The sequence below is a fragment of the Streptomyces sp. NRRL F-5135 genome, assembly GCF_000719775.1.
In the GTDB taxonomy this organism is placed as follows: domain Bacteria; phylum Actinomycetota; class Actinomycetes; order Streptomycetales; family Streptomycetaceae; genus Streptomyces; species Streptomyces hebeiensis.
On sequence record NZ_JOHR01000025.1, the window covers coordinates 39149 to 57451 of the forward strand.

Sequence of the window (18303 nt, forward strand, 5' to 3'; positions counted from 1 at the left end):
GCCGGAAGAGCAATGAATCGATGGTCCGTGCCGACGGCCGGATCCGTACAGGCGTGTTTCGGTCAACAGCCTCCCGGAGCTGCGCCCGGCCCACGTCCGGTGCGCGCACCCGGGGCACGGACGAGGATGGCCGCGGTACAAAGGAACGTACCGAGCGAGGGGAGTCTCACCGTGGACCCGCACGTTCCGACCGTGGAGCTGACCCCCGCGGCCGCCGAGCTGATCCGGCGGCTGCGGGCGGCCCACGGACCACTGATGTTCCACCAGTCGGGCGGCTGCTGTGACGGCAGTGCCCCCATGTGTTTCCCGGCGGGCGAGTTCCGCACGGGCGGCTCCGACGTGCTGCTGGAGTCGCTGGCCGTGGAGGGCCTCGCCGAGCCCGTCCCCTTCTGGATGTCCGCGAGCCAGTACGAGCTCTGGCGCCACACCCGGCTCGTCGTGGACGTGGTGGCGGGCCGCGGCAGCGGATTCTCGCTGGAGGCCCCGGAGGGGGTGCGCTTCCTGATCCGGTCGCGGGTGGTCGGGAACGGCGCGGCCGCCCGGCCGGTCCCGCCTGGCGTCAGGGGTTGATGCTGCTCACCACACTGGCGGTGACGGCGATCCCGTCGGCGATGGTCGGCGCGACGCTCGTGCTCGCGAGGAAGAAACCGAGCAGTACGCAGACCAGCGCGTGCGAGATCTTCAGTCCTCCGCTGCGCAGGAAGACCACCGAGAGGACCACGAGAAGCAGCAACACTGAAATGGAAACGGCCATGCCAACCTCCTCCGCCGCCGCACCGGACGGGCGGCGTCCGGCGGCCAGTGTGGCGGAGGAGGAGGTCCGTACGGCCGACTGGCGCGTCCGCCGTACGGGTGGTTGTGGCGCGGGGGCCGCTATCCGCGGGCGCGCAGGAAGTGTGCGAGACCGGCGAGGTCGTCGGTGTTGATGTGGTCGACACCGGCGGCGAGCAGCTCGTTCCAGAGGGCGTCGCGGGCGGGCCCCGGCGTGTCGGGAGTGCCCCAGAAGCGGACGCGCTGTCCGTGCGCGTGGGCGGCGGTGGTGATACGGCGCAGCTCCGCGCGTTCGGCGGCGGGAAACGCGCCGGTGCCCAGCCAGCCGAAGGTCTGGGTCCAGTTGGCGCTGATGAGCGGCGCGAAGGAGGCGGGGGCCGGGGAGCCGAGGTCGTCGAGCCGGCCGTCGTAGAAGGCGTGACGTACGCGCTGTGCCTCCATCGGCTCCCGGGCCGCGCGGTCACCGGAGATGACGGGCGTGACCGCGCCGAGCCGCACCGTGCCGCGCACACAGCTGCTCAGCATCGCGCGGTAGCGGGTCAGTTGGCGGTGCAGCTCGGCGTAGGTGGTGGCGCCGTCGGTCTTGAGGTCGATGAGCAGTTGCAGGGGGCGGTGGTGGCCGGGGAACACGGAGCCGTGCCCCGCGCGCACCAGTGCGCTCAGCGGGTCGAGGTAGAGGGCGCGCAGGGTACGGGCCGGGTCGAGTTCGGTGGCTTCGTGGGCGACCAGCAGCTCGCCGTCGACGAGGAAGATGTCGGCCTCGACGCTCGTGAAGCCGTGGGAGAGCGCGTCGTGGAGCGGCCGTGGGTGGAGGTAGTCGTTGTGGGCGTGCGCCTGGCGCAGCGGCCGGACGGCCCGGGGCCGCGGCCGGGGCGAGTCCGCCCGGGCGTACGAGGGGACGGCGACGGCACCGGCGAGCGCGGCGGCGAGAGTACCGACGGCGCGGCGGCGGGTGGTGAGGGCCATGATGCCTCCGGGAGGGGCGCGAGAGGGCACGGTCCCGGTGAGTATGGGCCGTCCCGGGGCCGGATCGGCAGGCCTGCGCGCAGAGTTCGCCGAGGTGACGTTCATGGTTCAGACATGCGGGACGGTGAGCCGCGTCGTGCGGTCACCCACGGGACCGCGGCGCCGGTCGCCGCCGGCCGGACCGCGTCTCGATATTTCGCCAAGGAGCGCGGCGCGCACGTCACCGGGACGGCGAGCGCCCCCGAGCACGGCTTCCCGCGCGAGCTCGGCGCGGACGCCTTCGTCGACCACCGCTCCGCGGACTTCACCGGCACCGAGGAGCGCTACGACGTCGTCCTCGACACCCTCGGCGGGGAGACCGCCACCCGGTCCGTGGGCGTGCTCCGCCCCGGCGGCGTCCTCGTCTCCCTGATGCCGGGTGCCCTCGCCCGGGCGAATGGCGAGGCCGCCGAGCGGGACCGGCCCGACCCGACCGCCCCCGCCGGCGGACGCGCCGGCCTCGTCACTCGGGGCCCGGCAGGCCCACCAGGGCGGACAGGGTCTCCTTGTGGCGGCCCGGGGAACCGAGCGCCAGTTCGTCGGACTTGGCGCGCTTGAGCGCCAGATGAGCCGGATGCTCCCAGGTCATCCCGATGCCTCCGAGCAGCTGCACGCATTCCTCGGCCGCGTGCACCGCGACCCGGCCGCAGTACGCCTGGGCCAGGGCCACCGCGAGCGGTGCCTCCGGGCTGCCGGCGGCGAGGGCGTCGGCGGCGTTGCGGGCGGCGGCCCGGGCGGAGACCACCTCCAGCCAGAGCTGTGCCATCCGGTGCTTGAGCGCCTGGAAGGAGCCGACGGGGCGGTTGAACTGGTGCCGGGCGCGGGTGTGCCGGACCGTCTCCTCCAGGCACCACTCGGCCAGGCCGAGCTGTTCGGAGGCGAGCAGTCCGGCGCCGGCCAGCAGTCCGCGCCGTACGGCGGCCTCCGCCACGGGCGGTGCGGCGATCCGCAGGCCCGCCGGCTCCTCGACGGTGACGTCGGCGAGCGGCCGGGTCAGGTCGAGCGGCGTCAGCGGGTCCACGGTGACCCCGGGCGACGCGGTCTCGACCGCGTACAGCCCGTCCTCCCTCAGAACCAGCAGCACGTCGGCGCGTACGGCGTCGGCCACCCCGGTCACGCCGGGGCCGCCCACCGGCAGCTTCGCGTCCGGAGCCGTGGTGAGCGGCAGGGCGAGCACGGCGACCCGGTGGCCGGTGGCGAGCGCCGTGAGCAGGCCCGCGATGTCCGTGTGCGCCGCGTTCCCCGGGTCGCAGCCCAGCAGCGTCTCGGTCGCCACCACGGAACTGGTCAGGTACGGCGCGGCCGTGACGCCACGCCCCAGCTCCTCCAGGACGACCGCGGCCTCGCGGTGACTCGCCCCCTGGCCACCGAGCTCTTGCGGAACGAGCAGCCCCGCCGCGCCGATGCCGGCGGCGAGCGAGGTCCACAGCCCGGTGTCGTAGGGGTCGCCGGACTCGGCGCGGGCGAGCGCCGCGGACACGTCGGCGCGGTCGGTGAGCAAGGACCGTACCGCCGCGCGCAGATCGTCCTCGGTGTCGGAGTAGAGCAGGTCGGGCGAGGCGTCGGCGGGTGGGCGCGCGCTCATCGGGCCAGGTCCTTCCATGCGACGTCCTTGTCGGTGCGGGGCTCGGCGGGCAGCCCGAGGACGCGTTCCGCGACGATGTTGAGCAGTACCTCGCTGGTTCCGCCCTCGATGGAATTGCCCTTCGCGCGCAGATATCGGTAGCCGGCGTCGCGTCCGGTGAAGTCGACCAGCTCCGGCCTGCGCAGGGTCCAGTCGGAGTACAACAGGCCCTCCTCGCCGAGGAGTTCCACCTCCAGGCCGCTGATCTCCTGGTTGAGCCGGGCGAAGGCGAGCTTGATCCCGCTGCCTTCGGGGCCGGGCTGTCCCTGGGCGAGCCGCTGGCGCAGCCGCTCCCCGGTGAGCCGGGTGACCTCGGCCTCCACCCAGAGCGTGAGCAGCCGCCCGTGCAGGTCGCGCGTGCGCAGCTCGGGCCGCTCCCGCCAGGCGCGGGCGACCGGGCCGATCATGCCGCCCTCGCGCGGCAGCCGGGCGCCGCCGATGGAGACGCGCTCGTTCATCAGCGTGGTTTGCGCGATCTTCCAGCCCTCGCCGATCTCCCCGAGACGGTGTGCGTCGGGGATGCGGACGTCGGTGAGGAAGACCTCGTTGAACTCGGCCTCGCCGGTGATCTGGCGCAGCGGCCGTACCTCCACGCCCGGATCGGTCATGTCGCACAGGAAGTAGCTGATGCCCCGGTGCTTGGGCACGTCGGGGTCGGTACGGGCGATGAGGATGGCCCAGCGGGCGAGATGCGCGCTGGAGGTCCACACCTTCTGTCCGTTCACGATCCAGTCGCCGGAGGACTCGTCGCGGACGGCGCGGGTGGCGAGCGCGGCGAGGTCGGAGCCGGCCCCCGGCTCGCTGAACAGCTGGCACCACACCTCCTCGCCGGTCCACAGGGGCCGCAGGAAGCGCTCCTTCTGCTCCGGCGTGCCGAAGCGCAGGATGGTCGGCGCCGCCATGCCGAGGCCGATCCCGATCCGGCGCGGGTCGTTGTCGGGCGCGCCCGCGGCGGCGAGTTCGGCGTCCACGACCGCCTGGAGGGAGCGCGGCGCGTCCAGTCCGCCGAGTCCCGGGGGGTAGTGCACCCAGGCCAGACCGGCGTCGAAGCGGGCCTTGAGGAAGTCGTCGCGGTCCGTCGTGGCCGGCGGATGGTCCGCGAGCAGCCGGCGGACACGGGAGCGCAGCCCGGCGCCGTCGAGCGCGGTCATCGGGGATCGGCCCCCGGCAGGACCACCACGCGTCCGGTGGTGGTGCCGTCGGCCACGCGCTGCACGGCGTCGGCCGCGCCCTTCATCGGGACGCGTTCGCTGATGAGCGGCTTGACCGCGCCCCGGGCCGCGAGCGCGGTGAGTTCCTCGTGGCAGCGCGCCACGTCCGCCGGGCGCCGGGTGGCGTACAGGCCCCAGTGCAGGCCCAGGATCGCGTAGTTCTTCATGAGCGCGTGGTTGAGGGCGGGGGCGGGGATCGTGCCGCTCGCGAAGCCCACGACCACGATGCGGCCCTCGAAGGCGACGCACTTGGCGGACTTGGCGTAGGCGTCGCCGCCGACCGGGTCGTAGACGACGTCCGCGCCCCGGCCGCCGGTGGCTTCCCTGACGGCGGCGGGGATGTCGTCGCTGCGCCGGTCGATCACCACGTCACAGCCCAGTTCGTAGGCGGTACGGGCCTTGTTCTGGCCGCCGACGACACCGATGACCCGTGCCCCGGCGGCCTTGCCGAGCTGCACGGCGGCGCTGCCGACGCCGCCGGCCGCCGCGTGCACGAGCAGCGTCTCGCCGGGCTGGACGCGGGCCCGTCGGTGCAGGGCGAACCAGCCGGTCTGGTAGCCGATGTGCAGGGCCGCCGCCTCGGCGTCGTCGAGCGCGTCGGGGGCCGGCAGCACGGCCGACGCGTCGGCGAGGGCGTACTCGGACAGGCCGCCGTGCGGGAGCGCGCAGGTGGCCACCACCCTGCGGCCGTCCGCCGTCTCACCGCAGACCTCCACGCCCGGCGTGAACGGCAGCGGCGGCCTGACCTGGTACTGGCCCCGGCAGAGCAGGGCGTCGGGGAAGTTGACGTTCGCGGCCCTGACCAGCAGCCGGACCTGTCCCTCGGCGGGCGCCGGCCGCTCCACGTCCTCGAGCCGCATCACCTCGCCCGGTTCGCCGTTCCGGTGCACTCGCCATGCCTGCATCTGGGGGCCTCCACACCACGTCGATCGGTACCGGTGTGGATACTAAGCGGTCGCTTGCCGCGCGGGGAACAGCTCTACCCACCCCTCCACCCCTGTGGTCGCCCGTGTCCCTACCGCTCGTCCCGTACGCCCGGGGCCACCGGCTCCGCCCCTCGTGAGGCGGCCGGACCGGGCGCGTTCGGCTCGGGCGCGGGGGACTCGGGAGCGGTCCGCTCCGACGTGGCCGGCTCCGGCCCGGTGCGGCGCAGATAGGTCTCGGCCTGCCAGATCGCCTCACGCGCCGTGCGCTGCCCCATCAGCACACAGAGGGTGTACGCCACGTCCTCGAACCGTCTGCGCGTGGGCTCGTCCAGCGGGTCGGCGAGCACCAGTCGCTCCCAGGACCGGTAGCGGCCCAGCAGATCGGCGACCAGGTGTCTGTCCGGTAGCAGCATGTGCACCACTTCCCGACTCGTCTCCGCTCGCACACCCGGGTCTCACGGGCCCGGGTCGCGAGGACGGCGTGTCCGGGGACCGGTGGGGCGCCGTGGGCGGCGAGCCGTCGCGGACAGCGTGACGCCAGTCCCCCACCAGGCATTGTCGCTCCGCTCCCCCGTCGCCGCATCCGCACGCCGCGGACGGCCGTACGCGTACGACGGCGCCGCGCGCGACCGTGGTGCCGGGCCGTCGTACGCGTCCGGTCCGCGGACGTCAGTCCTCTCCCCTGGCCAGGGCCAGCAGCCGGTCCAGAACGCGCGGGCCGCCCGCCCGCACCCCATCGTGCTCGAACTCGTCCGTCACCCAGGTGCGCAGTCCCCGGATCGCCCGCGCGGTGCGCAGGGAGTGCTCGGTGTCGACATACATGTCGTCGTGGTAGACGGCCGCCGCGACCGGCACCTCGTTGGCGGCGAGGCGGGCCGCGTCGTACAGCGGTGCCCAGTCGGTACGAGCGGCCAGCAGGTCCGCGGTCTCGCGCAGCGGGCGCAGGGCCGGGTCGGTCTCGAAGTGCCAGGGGTGGACGCTCTCGCCGGTGAAGTACAGCGGTGCCTCGCCGGCCAGCGTCTTGGCCGCGTCGAACCGGGCGAACTCGCCGCGGATCCGCTCGGCGGCCCACTGGGTGGGCCGCGCGTCCTGGGCGTAGATCGCCTCGTGGAGCACGGCGTACAGCGGATGGCCCGCGTACGACAGCGCCGCCGCCACCCCCTCCTGGAAGGCGTCCGAGAGCGCGGGGCCGCCCGGGGTCCGTACGAAGGCGTTCTCCAGCAGGTAGTGCAGCTGGTGGCTGCCGTCACCGCCGCCGAGCATGATCCCCAGGGACTGGAACGCCTCGGGCGTGAGGACGTACCCGCCGGCCAGCACGGTGCGGTGGTCCGTCAGGTGCTCGGCGATCCGCCGGGCCCGCGCGATGTCCTGCGGGTAGCGCGCGTAGTGGGCCTCCACCTTGCGCGCTATGCGCGGATAGGCGGCGCGGTAGACCTCGTCGGCCGTGGCGTCCAGCGAGGGAAGTCCGCCGGTGATCAGCACGGTCTCCAGGCCCTCGGGCGCGGTGGAGAGGTAGCGGGTGGCGCAGAAGCCGCCGAAGCTCTGGCCGAGCACGGTCCAGGGCGCCCCGCCGGTCAGCCGGGGGCGGATGCTCTCGCAGTCGCGCACGATCGAGTCGGCGCGGAAGTGCGCGAGGTAGTCGGCCTGTTCGCGCGGGCCGCCGCGGTGCGGGAGGGTCTGCCGGTCCGCCGGGGTGGACAGGCCGGTGCCGCGCTGGTCGAGCAGCAGCACGCGGAACTCCTGCAACGCGCGGCCCAGCCAGGCCTGCCGGCCGATGAAGCGGCGGGCGCCGAAGCCGGGCCCGCCCTCCAGGTACACCAGCCAGGGCAGCCGGGCGTCCGCCTTGGCACTGGCGACGACCTCGCGCGCGTACAACTCGATGTGCTCACCGGTCGGGTCGTCGTGGTCCAGCGGCACCTCGAAGTAGTGGTCGGTGAGGACGACGCCGGGCTGGCGGTAGCTGGTCAATGCTGCTCCTGTTCTGGTCCGCCCCGGTGGGGGCGCCGGCACCCGGACAGTTCAGCACACGGGGGCGGGCCGGCGGCACCCCGCCCTGTCCGTACGGCGCCCGGCCGCCGGACGCGTGACTCGGACGGTCCCGCCCGTGTGCGCGGCACCGGGGCCGCTCCTAGCGTGAGGCCATGATCCGGTTCGAGCAGGTCGGCAAGGTCTACCCGGACGGGACGACGGCCGTGCGGGACCTGTCGTTCGAGGTGGCCGAGGGCGAGCTGGTGACGCTGGTGGGCCCGTCCGGCTGCGGCAAGACGACCACGATGATGATGGTGAACCGGCTGATCGAGCCCACCTCCGGGCGCGTCCTCGTCGCGGGCCGCGACGTCCGCGGGGCCGATCCCGTCCTGCTGCGCCGCGGCATCGGCTATGTCGTCCAGCAGGGCGGGCTGTTCCCGCACCGGACGGTGCTGGACAACACGGCGACCGTGCCCGCCCTCATCGGCTGGAAGCGCGCCAGGGCCCGGGCCCGCGCCGCCGAACTGCTCGACCTCGTGGGGCTCGATCCGGCGGTGTACGGGCCGCGGTACCCGGCGCAGCTGTCCGGCGGGCAGCGCCAGCGGGTGGGGGTGGCGCGCGCCCTGGCAGCCGATCCGCCGGTGCTGCTGATGGACGAGCCGTTCGGCGCGGTGGACCCGGTGGTGCGTGAGCGGCTGCAGAACGAGTTCCTGCGGCTCCAGGCGACGGTGCGCAAGACCGTGCTGCTGGTGACGCACGACATCGAGGAGGCGGTACGGATGGGTGACCGTATCGCCGTGTACGGCGAGGGACGCATCGAGCAGTACGACACGCCGGCGGTGGTGCTCGGCGCGCCCGCCACGCCGTACGTCGCCCGGTTCGTGGGGGCGGACCGGGGCCTGAAGCGGCTCTCGGTCACCGCAGTGGAACCGGTCGACCTGGAGGAACCGCCGGTCGCCAGGACCGGCGAGCCCGCGCGGGAGGCGGCGGCGCGGATGCGCGCGGAGGGGGCCCGCTGGGCGGTGGTGCTCAGCGACAGCGGCGAACTGCACGGGTGGGTCTCGGCGGACGCGCTGGCGGGGGCGGGCGAGCGGGGGCCGGTGGGGGGCCTCGCCCGGCGGATGGACGCGTGGGTGCCGCTCGGGTCGCCGCTGAAGCAGGCGTTCGGCGAGATGCTCCAGCAGGACGCGGGATGGGTGGCGGTGCTCGACGGGGCGCGCTTCCTCGGGGTGCTGACGCCGGCGAAGCTGCACGAGGCGCTGCGCCGCTCGGTCGACGCGGACGCCCGGGGCGTCGGGCGCGACGAGGTCGACTTCGACTCGGTGTCGGACGCGTAGGCCCCCCTGGGCCGGGTCCGCGGATTGCGGCGGCCGGCCGGGGGCACCCGTAGTCCAGCGGGACCCGGCGCGGCGGCCGGGTCCCGCTTCCTCGCGCCCCCCTCGCCCCTGCGGGCCCACCACGGTCTTCTGCGCCCCCGCCGGGCGGTCGTACGGTGACATCCGCCCTGTGTTTTCCGGCGATCCGCTCTTCTTCCGACCGAGGTGGTCCCGCATGGCCCTGTTCGACCTGCCCGTCGACGAACTCCGCGCGTACCGGAGCCGATCCGTGGAGCCGGAGGACTTCGACCAGTTCTGGGAAAAGACGCTCGCCGAGGCGCGCGGACACGACCTCGGCGCCCGGTTCGAGCGCGTGCCCACGGCGCTGCGGACGGTCGAGCTGTTCGACGTGACGTTCGCCGGGTTCGGCGGGCACCCCGTCAAGGGCTGGTTCGTCCTGCCCGCCGGCGCCCGGGAACCGCTGCCGGTGGTCGTCGAGTTCCTCGGCTACGGCGGCGGCCGCGGCCTGCCGCACACGCACCTGCTCTGGGCCTCGGCCGGCTTCGCGCACTTCGTGATGGACACGCGCGGACAGGGCGCGGGCTGGAACGGCGGGGACACCCCCGACCCGGTGGGCAGCGCGTCGTCCTTCCCCGGCTTCATGACCCGGGGCATCGAGGATCCGCACACCTACTACTACCGGCGGCTGTTCACCGACGCCGTGCGCGCCGTGGAGGCCGCCCGCTCCCATCCGCTCGTGGACGCCTCTCGCACGGCCGCGCTGGGCACCAGTCAGGGCGGCGGTATCACCCTCGCGGTGGGCGGTCTGGTGCCGGACCTGGCGGCCATAGCCCCGGACGTGCCGTTCCTGTGCGACTTCCCCCGGGCGACCGCGATCACGGACCGTCCCCCCTACCGGGAGATCGGCAACTACCTCAAGACCTACCGCGGCAGGACGGAGACCGCCCTGCGCACGCTGAGCTACTTCGACGGCGTGCACTTCGCGGCGCGCGGCCTGGCTCCCGCGCTGTTCTCGACGGCTCTGGAGGACCTGACCTGCCCGCCCTCCACGGTTTTCGGCGCCTTCAACGCCTACCCGCACCAGGACAAGTCGATCGAGGTGTACGACTTCAACGATCACGAGGGCGGCGGACCGTTCCAGCAGGCCGTCCAACTGGACTGGCTGCCAGGGAGGTTGACCGCCTGAGCCCCCCGGGGCGGATCACCGTCGCGGCCGTGCACGGCACTTGACCGGAGCGCCGCACCAACTCTAGGTTTCCGGCAGGGAAAGCGCTTGCTACCACGGAGCACCGTCTCCGGGAAGGCATGCCCGCCCCGGGGACGCCCGGCTGTGCGCCGTCACGGGACCTGACGGCCGCTCACGGCGCGACGCCCCCCGCACCCCGGCCCCGCCGCCGCCCGTCCGGGGCCGGCCGCGGGGCCGGTCACCACGGGCGCCTCCCCCTACCTCGTACGAGCGCCCGCGCGAAGCGCTCAGCCGGACGGAATCAGACGGACGGGATCAGCCGGACGGGATCAGCCTCTTGGCCTCCAGATAGCCCCTGGCGACGTCCTCGGGCAGCCGCCGCCACCCGTCCACCTCCTCGTTCATCCGGGCCAGGTCCCGGGTCGTCAGTTCGGTGTTGAGCCGCTCCAGTGCCCCGGTGACGCCCTTGCTCCCGGCGCGGGCCCGGTTGACGACGGGCACGATGTGATCGGCGTTCTGCAGATGCCGGTCGTCCGCGAGGAGCACGAGGCCGAACTGGTCGAGCGTCGCGTCCGTGGTGGTGGTCAGGACCATCTGGTCCTGACCGTCCTGCACGGCCTTCTTGGCCGGGGTGGTGCCCACGCCCTTCGGATCGATCGCGGTGACGTGGATGCCGTACGTCTTTCGCAGGCCGGGCGCGCAGTAGGGCCGCCGTACGCATTCGTCGCCCGCGGCCAGCCGTACCGGCAGCCCCGAGCGGCCGAGGTCGCCGAGCGTCCTGAGCCGGTGCTCGCGCGCGTACGAGGCGGCGACGGCGAAGGCGTTCTGGTCGACCGCCCGGCCCGGCGGGAGGACGGTCAGTCCGCGCGGGGCGGCCAGCGCGCGCAGGGCCCGCATCGTGGTGGCCAGGTCCGGCGAGCCGACGGGCGCGGCGTCGGGGCCGTGGGTCCTGGCGTTCAGCCAATCGGCGAAAGTCGCCGCGTACTCGGGCACGACGTCGATCCGGCCGCTCTCCAGAGCCGGCTCGTAGATCTCCCGGTTGGTGACGGACAGCAGGCGGGTGTGGTAGCCGGCCCGGTTCAGCAGGAGCGCGTACAGCTGGGCGAGGACATCGCTCTCGGTGAATCCGGCCGAGCCGATCGTCAGATGTCCGCTGTCGCCGGGTGACCCGGTGATCTCGCCCCGGTTCTCCAGGGACGGGCCCGTGGCACAGGCGGCGCAGGCGAGCAGCAGGCACGCGACGACGGTACGGACCCGCGGTGGCCTCCCCCTCACCCCGGTCCTCCCCCGGCCCTCCGGCCGGCCGGGCCCGGACCGGCCCGGCGCGGGGCGAGCCCCCGCGCAGCCTCGAAGACGCCCTCCACCAGCAGCGCGAACAGCGCGACGAGCACGGCCCCGGCGACCACCTGAGCGGTGTCGGCGAGACGGAACCCCGCGGTGATGATCCGGCCGAGGCCGCCGCCCCCGACCAGGGCCGCGATGGTCGCGGTGGCCACCAGCTGGACGGCTGCGATCCGTACGCCGGTGAGGATCAGCGGCAGGGCGAGCGGCACCTCGACCCGGACCACGATCTGACGTGCCGTCATACCCAGCCCGCGGGCGGCCTGGACGACCTCGCGGTCGACACCTCGTATCCCGGCGTACGCGTTGGCGAGCACCGGGGGGATCGCGAACAGCACCAGCGCGACGACCGTGGGCCACTGGCCGTACCCGCCGAGGGGGGTGAGCAGCAACAGGACGAGCACGGCGAACGTGGGGACGGCCCGGCCGGCGCCCGACACGGTCACCGCCAGCGCGCCTCCCCTGCCGAGATGGCCGAGGACGAGCGCGACGGGCAGCGCGAGAGCGCAGCTGAGGGCGAGGCAGACGGCGGTGAGGTGGAGGTGCTCGACGAGCCGGTGCCCGATGCCGTCCTCGCCCGCCCAGTGCGCCGCGGTGGTCAGCCAGGACCAGGCCGCGCCGAGCACGGTCACGGCGGCGCGCCCCGCGCCCAGGGCGTGAGCAGCCGCTGGAGCGCGAGCAGCAGCAGGTCGGCGACGACGGCGAGGAGGACGCAGAGCACGGTGGCGGTGAGCACCTGCGCCTTGAAGAAGGTGTTCATGCCGGCGTAGATGAGGTTCCCGAGTCCGCCGTAGCCGACGATCGCCCCCAGAGTGACGAGGGAGACCGCGGAGACCGCCGCGATCCGCAGCCCCGCCATGGCGGAGGGCAGCGCGAGCGGCAGTTCCACGGCGAGCAGCAGCCGGAGGGGGCCGTAGCCCATGCCCCGCGCGGCCTGCCGGATCTCCTCGGGCACGGCGCGCAGTCCGGCCAGGAGATTGCGTACGAGGAGAGTCAGGGAGTAGAGGACCAGCCCGGCGACCACGAGCGAGGCGGACAGCCCGTACACCGGCAGCAGCAGCGAGAACATGGCGAGCGAGGGGACGGTGTAGAGGACGGTCGTGAGCCCCAGCACGGGCCCGGCCAGTCCCCTCCAGCGGCGGGCGGCCAGTGCGAGGGGCAGGGCGATGACGACGGCGAGGGCGAGGGCCGCCGAGGTGAGCTGGAGGTGCTGGAGCACGGCGTCGCGGAGGACGCCGCGGCGGCTGGTGAGATAGGCGCCACAGATCCACTCGTTGCGCGCGAGGCAGTCGTCCGGGGGCGCGGTCACCCGTCCATTGCAGCCGCGTTTCCGGGCCGCCGCGCGCCGTACTGGCCCGTACGGGGGCGGTGCGGGGCCGGGCGGGGCGCCCGGCGCGATGACGGAACGCGGTGCCGCCGTGCCGGGGCCGCGTCCGGGACCGCACGCGCCGAGGGGCCGTGTGTGCCGGGGGCCGCGCGCGCCGGCCGGGGCAGGGCCGACCGGGCCGGGAACCAACCGGCGCGGGGCTCACCGACCCGGGGACCACTCCCCGAGCGTCGGCGGGACCGGATCAGGGCCGAGTGGACCGGGGCCGGACGGGCCGGGACCGGACGCGCCGGGATGGACCCGACCAGGGCGGACGGTACGGGACGGACCCGACCAGGGTGGACCCGACCAGCGCCGGGTGGACGGACCGAGCCGGGGCTGGGGACCGGGGCGGACCGAGCCGGGGCAGGGCGGACCGGCGGTCCGGGGCCGAGCCCGGCCGGTCCGGGGCCGCGTGGGCTCCGCCCATCGGACCCGGGCCCACCCAGCCGGTGGCCTGCTCGACCGGCCGGGCCCGGGAGGGGCCCCGTGGGCCTCGGGCCGGGCTGCCACGGCCCCACGGGCCCCGGCGCCGCAGGACAGGGCCGTCTTGCCCGGCAGGGCAGCCCCCGGGGACACTGAGGCGTTCATCCACACCTCGCGACCCAGGAAAGCAGCCTGCCCCCTCATGCATGACCAGATTCCGTCCGACACATCAGCCAAGGCCGCCCCTGGAAGGGGGACGGCCGAGGAGCCACTGGCCGCCGGGCTCAAACAGCGCCATCTGACCATGCTCGGACTCGGCGGTGTCATCGGGGCCGGGCTCTTCGTCGGGTCCGGGGCCGGGATCGCGCTGGCCGGGCCGGGGATCGTCGTCTCGTATCTGATCGCGGGCGTGATCGCGATGTGCGTGATGCGCATGCTGGGCGAGATGTCGGCCGCGATGCCGGCGTCGGGGTCGTTCTCGGTGCACGCGGAGCGGGCGCTCGGCCGGTGGGCCGGGTTCAGCGTGGGCTGGCTGTACTGGTTCCTGCTGGTCGTCGTACTCGCCGTGGAGGCGACGGGCGCGGCGCAGATCGCCCATGGCTGGGTCCCGGCCGTTCCGCAGTGGGCGTGGGTACTGGGCTTCATGGTGCTGTTCACCGGGTCGAACCTGGCGGCCGTGCGGAACTTCGGCGAGTTCGAGTTCTGGTTCGCCGCGCTGAAGGTGTTCGCGATCGTCGCGTTCCTGGCCCTCGGGCTGCTCGCGATCTTCGGGGTGCTGCCCGACACCGAACCGGTCGGCCTCGCCAACCTCACGGATCACGGTGGCTTCCTGCCCGGCGGCTGGCAGGGCGTCGTCTCCGGCGTCCTCGCCGTGATCTTCGCCTTCGGAGGACTGGAGGTCGTCACGATCGCGGCGGCCGAGTCCGACGACCCGGTGCGCTCGGTGGCCCGGGCGGTGCGCAGCTCGGTCCTGCGGATCCTGTTCTTCTACGTCGGCTCGATGCTGGTGATCGTGACCGCCCTGCCCTGGACGGCACAGAAGGCGGGGCTGAGCCCGTACGTCACCGTCCTCGACAGGATCGGTGTGCCCTCCGCGGGGCAGATCATGAACATCGTGGTGTTCGTGGCGCTGCTGTCGGCGCTGAACGCCAACCTCTACGGATCGTCCCGCATGATCTTCTCGCTGGCCGAGCGCGGCGAGGCGCCGGCGTTCCTGCTGAAGGTGAGCGTGAGCGGGGTGCCCCGGCAGGCGGTCCTCGCGTCCGTGGCCTTCGGCTTCGTCTCCGTCCTGCTCAACCTGAAGTGGCCGGACTCGGTCTTCCTCTACATGCTCAACGCGGTGGGGGCGGTGCTGCTGTTCGTGTGGGCCCTGATCGCGGTCTCCCAGCTGCGTCTGAGGCGGCGGATCGAACGGGAGGCCCCGGAGCGGCTGGTCCTCCGGATGTGGTTCTTCCCGGGACTGACCTGGCTGACTCTCGCCGCGATGGCCGTCGTCTTCGTCCTGATGCTGACCGACGACACGGCACGCCCGCAGCTGCTGTGGTCCCTCGGCGCGTCGGCACTCGTGCTGGCGGTGGCCGGAGTCCGGGAGCTGCGCGCGCGGCAGAGCCCTGTCAACTCGTAGGCGGCGGGGCCGAATCGGCGGCTTCCCATGCCGTACCGCATACTTGTCGCCAGATCACGCGCGGCCGGACGCGGAGCCCGGTGCCGCCCGCGTCGGCAAGGGAAACACCAGCTGGAGGCCTGACATGGCGAGCGACGGAAACGGTTCGAACCGGATCGACACCAGCAGGCCGCACCCGGCCCGGATGTACGACTACTACCTGGGCGGCAAGGACAGCTACCTGGTCGACCGGGAGGCGGCGGAACAGGTCGTGTCCCTCTACCCGGGCATCAAGGAAGGCGCCTGGCTCAACCGGGCGTTCATGCACCGTGCGGCCCGCAGGCTGGCCGGCCTGGGGGTGCGGCAGTTCCTCGACATAGGAACCGGTATCCCGACCCAGCCCAACCTCCATCAGACCGTGCAGCGGGTCGCGCCCGCCGCACGGGTCATGTACACGGATTACGACCCGATCGTCCTGCGGCACGCCGAGGCTCTGCTGCGGGGCACGCCCGAAGGCCGTATCGAGTACGTCGAGGCCGATGTCCGCGAGCCCGCGAAGATCCTGGCCGCCGCCCGGGAGTTCTTCGACTTCGAGCAGCCCGTCGCGCTGTCCCTGGTGGCCCTGCTGCACTTCGTCTCCGACGAGTACGACCCCATCGGGATCGTCAACGAACTCCTCACGCCCATGGCCCCCGGCAGCTACGTCGTGCTCTCCCATGTCACCGGGGACTTCGAACCGGAGATCTGGGCCCGCATCGTGGATATCTACCGCAACGCCGGAACCCCGGCGCAGGTGCGCTCGCGCGAGGAGTTCCTGCGCTTCTTCGACGGCCTGGAACTGCTCGAACCGGGCGTCACGGTCGGCCCGCTGTGGCACCCGGAGCCCGGCTCGGTCAAGAGCGGTGACGAGAAACTGCCGTTGTACGTGGGCGTGGCCCGTAAGAACTGAGCGGCGGACGCGCTCCACCCGCCGCGTCTCATCCGCCGCGCACCGCCCGCCGCGTGCCGTTCGCCGTACCCACCCGGCGGCGACGGCACAGCTTCATCGGCCATACTGCCTGTCGTGGAGCAGAGCATAGGTCCTATCACCCCGCCCCTGCACAGCGCCGGGACCGATCCCGCGTACATCCCCGGCCTCACCGCACCGCGCCCCGCCGCGGTGCCGGAACCGGACCCCGAACAGGAGGTGGCCGAGCGGCGGCCCGACGACAGCGACACACACGAGGCTCAACGGGAAGAGCCCGCCCAGCAGGATCCCGGCGCCGAGGAGCGGTCCGGCGGCGCGGACGGCCCCGGACAGGAGCCCGGGGAGCCCGAGCCGGACGGGAAGAAGTCCCGCGGCGAGGAATCCGGCGCGGAAGAGGGCACCGGGCCCGCCTTCGAGGTCTCCGACCGGCGCGCCGCGATCATCGCGGACCGGACCGGCGTCACCTTCCGGCTGGACGGCGAGGAGGCCGAGTTCGGCTGGGACGAGATCGGCGCGGTCGAGGTCGACACGCCCAGATTCGGGCGCCGGTTCGCCGTCACGGTCTACACCGGGCCCCGCCGGTGGTACGAGGCCGATGTCGAGGCACCGGCCAGGCGTCTGCTCAAGGAATGGACGGCGGACCTGGACGCGGTTCTCGACGCCTACTTCGAGGACGACTGAGAGGACGGCGAACGGGACGACGGACGGGGCGACGACCAGTCCGCCGATCAGGACACGAGTCAGGACGGCGCGCCGAGCGCCGGCCGGAAGAGCGACCGGAAGAGCGACCGGAAGAGCGACCGGAAGGACGAGACCTCGTAGGACGGGGCCCCGTCAGGGGATTCGGCGTCGAACCGGTCCGTGTGACGGGGCTTCGCAGGAGGGAGCCCACAGGCCCTTGCCCGAACGTCCGCGCCGGTTCCCGGTTCCTGCGCCACGGCCCGGACCACGCGCGTCAGGCCGTCGGTGGTCCCGGTGGCGGCCCGTCGGCCCGGCACACGTCGGCCCGGCACACCGCTCCGCTTCGGTGTGCCGGGCCGACGGCCATCAGGCCCTGTCCGAGGCGGCCTTGTCCGTGGAGGAAGGAGCCGCCGGATCAATCGTCGGCCTCCGGTGGGCCGTCGCGCGTGCCGCGCGCCGCAGCCCGGCCCGGCGCAGGGCCAGGCCCACGCCGACGAGGCCCCGTACCGGCCAGGCGGGCCGCCGGGCGGCGAAGGCCGCGCGCAGCCGGTCGTCCAGCAGCGCGTTCGAGGCCATCCGCACCACGGGTGCCAGCGCGCCGGGGAACCGGTCGGTCAGCAGTGCCTGTGTCGCGCCGTACAGCCGCTGTCCGTCCTCGGTGCGGGCGAAGACGCGTTCTTCGTAGTCGTCCATCCACCGGGCGAAGTCCGCGTACGAACCGGGCACCCCCGTCAGTTCCATCCGTTCGGCCAGTCCGGCGTAGAAACGGTGGGCCGCGTCCTTCTCCTCCTCGGTGGTGCGGCGCCAGCTGTGGCCGTCGATCCACCGCAGTGGGGCGACGCAGAACGCCGCGAGGACGTAGACGAACTCCTCCTGACCCACCGGGAGCCGCGCGTGCAGCCGGTTCAGCGCGTCGATCGCGGCGCGGCCCCGCAGTGTGTCCAGGCCGTGCTCGATCAGGGTGTACATCAGCTCGCCGGTGGCCTTGGCCCGCACCCGGGGCCGGGAGACCATCTTGCCGGTGCCCGTCAGCACGGCGGCGATGGACGGTACGGCGAAGGTGCGGTAGAAGCCCAGGTTCAGTCCGAGCCGGAGGTCGTCGGCGAAGTCGACCAGTGCCATGTGCCGGTAGACGGCGTGCGCCCGGCGCTCGTCCTCGTCGGTCCTCATGCGCTCGACGGTCCTCTCCCCTACGACTGCCGGCCGCCGACGAGCCGTCACCGGACGGCGGCGACCACCAGCATATCCGTGGGGCCGGAGCGTCGGACGCGGCCCTCGGGGCACTCCGGGAACCCCGTCTTCGCCCGCGCCCCGCCCCCGGGCAGCACATGCGTCGACCCTACCGAACGCCTTTCCCCGGCATCTCGGAACAAGTGATCACTCAATGACCAGATTGACACCTTGACCCTTCCTTGACTCGAGAACAGACTCGCGGGAGGCGCTCACGAGTCGGCCGGCCCGCCGCAGGACCAGGTCCGCGTCGCGTTCGACGCCCGGGTCACGGCGCACGCCCCGACGGCGCGGATGGCGGCGCGCTCCCGGCGGCCGAACGGGTCGGTGACCTTCTCCGGATACGAACTCGGCGTCACCCGGCAGGAGTTGGCTCCCCTCGGCAGTGACGACAATCCGTACCTGAACGTGGGCGACCTGGCCGGGTCCGCCGACACGGCCTCCCTGAGCCGGGGCGAGCCGCTGCCGCTGCCGCGGGTCGAAATTCGACCGCCGGGGGCGGCGCGTGCGGCTCATCGGAGAGCCCGATCCGCCGGTGGGACGGCGCGGCGCGCGTCGTGGAGGGCCGGTGGCTGCCGCTGGAGGACGGTGTCCTCGTGTACTCCGAGCCGGCCGTCCCCGGAGGCGAACGGCACGGACAGCGGCCCGCGAACTGACACAG

The 18303-nt window shown here is 73.7% G+C and carries 18 protein-coding genes; 7 read left to right on the forward strand and 11 right to left on the reverse strand.

All coding sequences use genetic code 11. The features are described from left to right. Window positions 1-171 precede the first annotated feature (171 nt). Window positions 172-570, forward strand: a complete 399-nt coding sequence (locus tag IG02_RS0131855; RefSeq protein ID WP_051765989.1) for a DUF779 domain-containing protein — start codon at window positions 172-174, stop codon at window positions 568-570. On the opposite strand, the gene IG02_RS0131860 is transcribed toward IG02_RS0131855, so the two are convergent. Both IG02_RS0131860 and IG02_RS0131865 read right to left on the reverse strand, forming a co-directional pair. Next, complete coding sequence (locus IG02_RS0131860; protein ID WP_030755817.1) at window positions 560-754, reverse strand: hypothetical protein; 195 nt, start codon at window positions 752-754, stop codon at window positions 560-562. The two genes, IG02_RS0131855 and IG02_RS0131860, sit on opposite strands and share 11 nt — an antisense overlap. Window positions 755-873: 119 nt before the next feature. After that, window positions 874-1737: a phosphatidylinositol-specific phospholipase C/glycerophosphodiester phosphodiesterase family protein gene (locus tag IG02_RS0131865; protein WP_030755819.1), complete on the reverse strand. Its 864-nt coding sequence runs from the start codon at window positions 1735-1737 to the stop codon at window positions 874-876. Window positions 1738-1851: 114 nt separating this feature from the next. On the opposite strand from IG02_RS0131865, the gene IG02_RS43560 reads away from it, so the two are divergent. Beyond that, entirely contained in the window at window positions 1852-2334 is a 483-nt protein-coding gene (locus IG02_RS43560) for a zinc-binding dehydrogenase (RefSeq protein ID WP_030755822.1), read from the forward strand. On the opposite strand, the gene IG02_RS0131875 is transcribed toward IG02_RS43560, so the two are convergent. The 5 genes from IG02_RS0131875 to IG02_RS0131895 form a co-directional block, all read right to left on the reverse strand. Next, window positions 2240-3361: an acyl-CoA dehydrogenase family protein gene (locus tag IG02_RS0131875; protein WP_030755825.1), complete on the reverse strand. Its 1122-nt coding sequence runs from the start codon at window positions 3359-3361 to the stop codon at window positions 2240-2242. The two genes, IG02_RS43560 and IG02_RS0131875, sit on opposite strands and share 95 nt — an antisense overlap. Next, entirely contained in the window at window positions 3358-4551 is a 1194-nt protein-coding gene (locus IG02_RS0131880) for an acyl-CoA dehydrogenase family protein (protein WP_030755828.1), read from the reverse strand. Before IG02_RS0131880 ends, IG02_RS0131875 begins: the two co-directional genes overlap by 4 nt. Further along, window positions 4548-5516: an NADPH:quinone oxidoreductase family protein gene (locus IG02_RS0131885; protein WP_078854995.1), complete on the reverse strand. Its 969-nt coding sequence runs from the start codon at window positions 5514-5516 to the stop codon at window positions 4548-4550. Before IG02_RS0131885 ends, IG02_RS0131880 begins: the two co-directional genes overlap by 4 nt. Before the next feature lie 110 nt (window positions 5517-5626). Beyond that, entirely contained in the window at window positions 5627-5950 is a 324-nt protein-coding gene (locus tag IG02_RS38520) for a DUF5133 domain-containing protein (protein ID WP_078855005.1), read from the reverse strand. 256 nt (window positions 5951-6206) lie between these two features. Then, window positions 6207-7505: an alpha/beta fold hydrolase gene (locus IG02_RS0131895; RefSeq protein WP_030755835.1), complete on the reverse strand. Its 1299-nt coding sequence runs from the start codon at window positions 7503-7505 to the stop codon at window positions 6207-6209. Between the two features lie 173 nt (window positions 7506-7678). On the opposite strand from IG02_RS0131895, the gene IG02_RS0131905 reads away from it, so the two are divergent. Both IG02_RS0131905 and IG02_RS0131910 read left to right on the forward strand, forming a co-directional pair. Then, window positions 7679-8842 (forward strand): ABC transporter ATP-binding protein, encoded by a 1164-nt coding sequence (locus tag IG02_RS0131905; RefSeq protein ID WP_030755838.1) that lies wholly within the window; start codon window positions 7679-7681, stop codon window positions 8840-8842. A 214-nt stretch (window positions 8843-9056) separates the two neighbouring features. Next, entirely contained in the window at window positions 9057-10028 is a 972-nt protein-coding gene (locus IG02_RS0131910) for an acetylxylan esterase (RefSeq protein WP_030755840.1), read from the forward strand. Between the two features lie 315 nt (window positions 10029-10343). Here the strand turns inward: IG02_RS0131910 and IG02_RS0131915 are convergent, their stop codons facing one another. The 3 genes from IG02_RS0131915 to IG02_RS0131925 are packed head-to-tail and all read right to left on the reverse strand — an operon-like array spanning window position 10344 to window position 12678. Continuing rightward, the gene (locus IG02_RS0131915) at window positions 10344-11303 is read right to left on the reverse strand and encodes an ABC transporter substrate-binding protein (protein WP_030755842.1); all 960 of its coding nucleotides are present in this window, start codon (window positions 11301-11303) and stop codon (window positions 10344-10346) included. Then, the gene (locus tag IG02_RS0131920; protein ID WP_051765991.1) at window positions 11300-12001 is read right to left on the reverse strand and encodes an ABC transporter permease; all 702 of its coding nucleotides are present in this window, start codon (window positions 11999-12001) and stop codon (window positions 11300-11302) included. The genes IG02_RS0131915 and IG02_RS0131920 overlap by 4 nt, the downstream gene beginning before the upstream one ends. Then, window positions 11998-12678: an ABC transporter permease gene (locus tag IG02_RS0131925; protein ID WP_030755848.1), complete on the reverse strand. Its 681-nt coding sequence runs from the start codon at window positions 12676-12678 to the stop codon at window positions 11998-12000. Before IG02_RS0131925 ends, IG02_RS0131920 begins: the two co-directional genes overlap by 4 nt. Window positions 12679-13363: 685 nt before the next feature. Here IG02_RS0131925 and IG02_RS0131930 point away from each other — a divergent pair. The 3 genes from IG02_RS0131930 (at window position 13364) to IG02_RS0131940 (ending at window position 16412) form a co-directional block, all read left to right on the forward strand. After that, window positions 13364-14785: an amino acid permease gene (locus tag IG02_RS0131930; RefSeq protein WP_030755851.1), complete on the forward strand. Its 1422-nt coding sequence runs from the start codon at window positions 13364-13366 to the stop codon at window positions 14783-14785. A gap of 124 nt (window positions 14786-14909) precedes the next feature. After that, window positions 14910-15713 (forward strand): SAM-dependent methyltransferase, encoded by an 804-nt coding sequence (locus IG02_RS0131935; RefSeq protein WP_030755853.1) that lies wholly within the window; start codon window positions 14910-14912, stop codon window positions 15711-15713. Window positions 15714-15827: 114 nt separating this feature from the next. Then, entirely contained in the window at window positions 15828-16412 is a 585-nt protein-coding gene (locus tag IG02_RS0131940; protein ID WP_030755855.1) for a hypothetical protein, read from the forward strand. A gap of 366 nt (window positions 16413-16778) precedes the next feature. Here IG02_RS0131940 and IG02_RS0131950 read toward each other — a convergent pair whose 3' ends face one another. Continuing rightward, on the reverse strand, window positions 16779-17582 hold the full coding sequence (locus IG02_RS0131950; RefSeq protein WP_234314988.1) for an oxygenase MpaB family protein: 804 nt from the start codon (window positions 17580-17582) through the stop codon (window positions 16779-16781). Window positions 17583-18303 lie beyond the last annotated feature (721 nt).

Coding starts and splice junctions, on each gene's coding strand:
- IG02_RS0131930 (WP_030755851.1), top strand. CDS start 13,364: ATGCATGACCAGATTCCGTCCGACACATCAGCCAAGGCCGCCCCTGGA.
- IG02_RS0131865 (WP_030755819.1), bottom strand. CDS start 1,737: ATGGCCCTCACCACCCGCCGCCGCGCCGTCGGTACTCTCGCCGCCGCG.
- IG02_RS0131860 (WP_030755817.1), bottom strand. CDS start 754: ATGGCCGTTTCCATTTCAGTGTTGCTGCTTCTCGTGGTCCTCTCGGTG.
- IG02_RS0131910 (WP_030755840.1), top strand. CDS start 9,057: ATGGCCCTGTTCGACCTGCCCGTCGACGAACTCCGCGCGTACCGGAGC.
- IG02_RS0131905 (WP_030755838.1), top strand. CDS start 7,679: ATGATCCGGTTCGAGCAGGTCGGCAAGGTCTACCCGGACGGGACGACG.
- IG02_RS38520 (WP_078855005.1), bottom strand. CDS start 5,950: ATGCTGCTACCGGACAGACACCTGGTCGCCGATCTGCTGGGCCGCTAC.
- IG02_RS0131950 (WP_234314988.1), bottom strand. CDS start 17,582: ATGAGGACCGACGAGGACGAGCGCCGGGCGCACGCCGTCTACCGGCAC.
- IG02_RS0131875 (WP_030755825.1), bottom strand. CDS start 3,361: ATGAGCGCGCGCCCACCCGCCGACGCCTCGCCCGACCTGCTCTACTCC.
- IG02_RS0131885 (WP_078854995.1), bottom strand. CDS start 5,516: ATGCAGGCATGGCGAGTGCACCGGAACGGCGAACCGGGCGAGGTGATG.
- IG02_RS0131935 (WP_030755853.1), top strand. CDS start 14,910: ATGGCGAGCGACGGAAACGGTTCGAACCGGATCGACACCAGCAGGCCG.
- IG02_RS0131880 (WP_030755828.1), bottom strand. CDS start 4,551: ATGACCGCGCTCGACGGCGCCGGGCTGCGCTCCCGTGTCCGCCGGCTG.
- IG02_RS43560 (WP_030755822.1), top strand. CDS start 1,852: ATGCGGGACGGTGAGCCGCGTCGTGCGGTCACCCACGGGACCGCGGCG.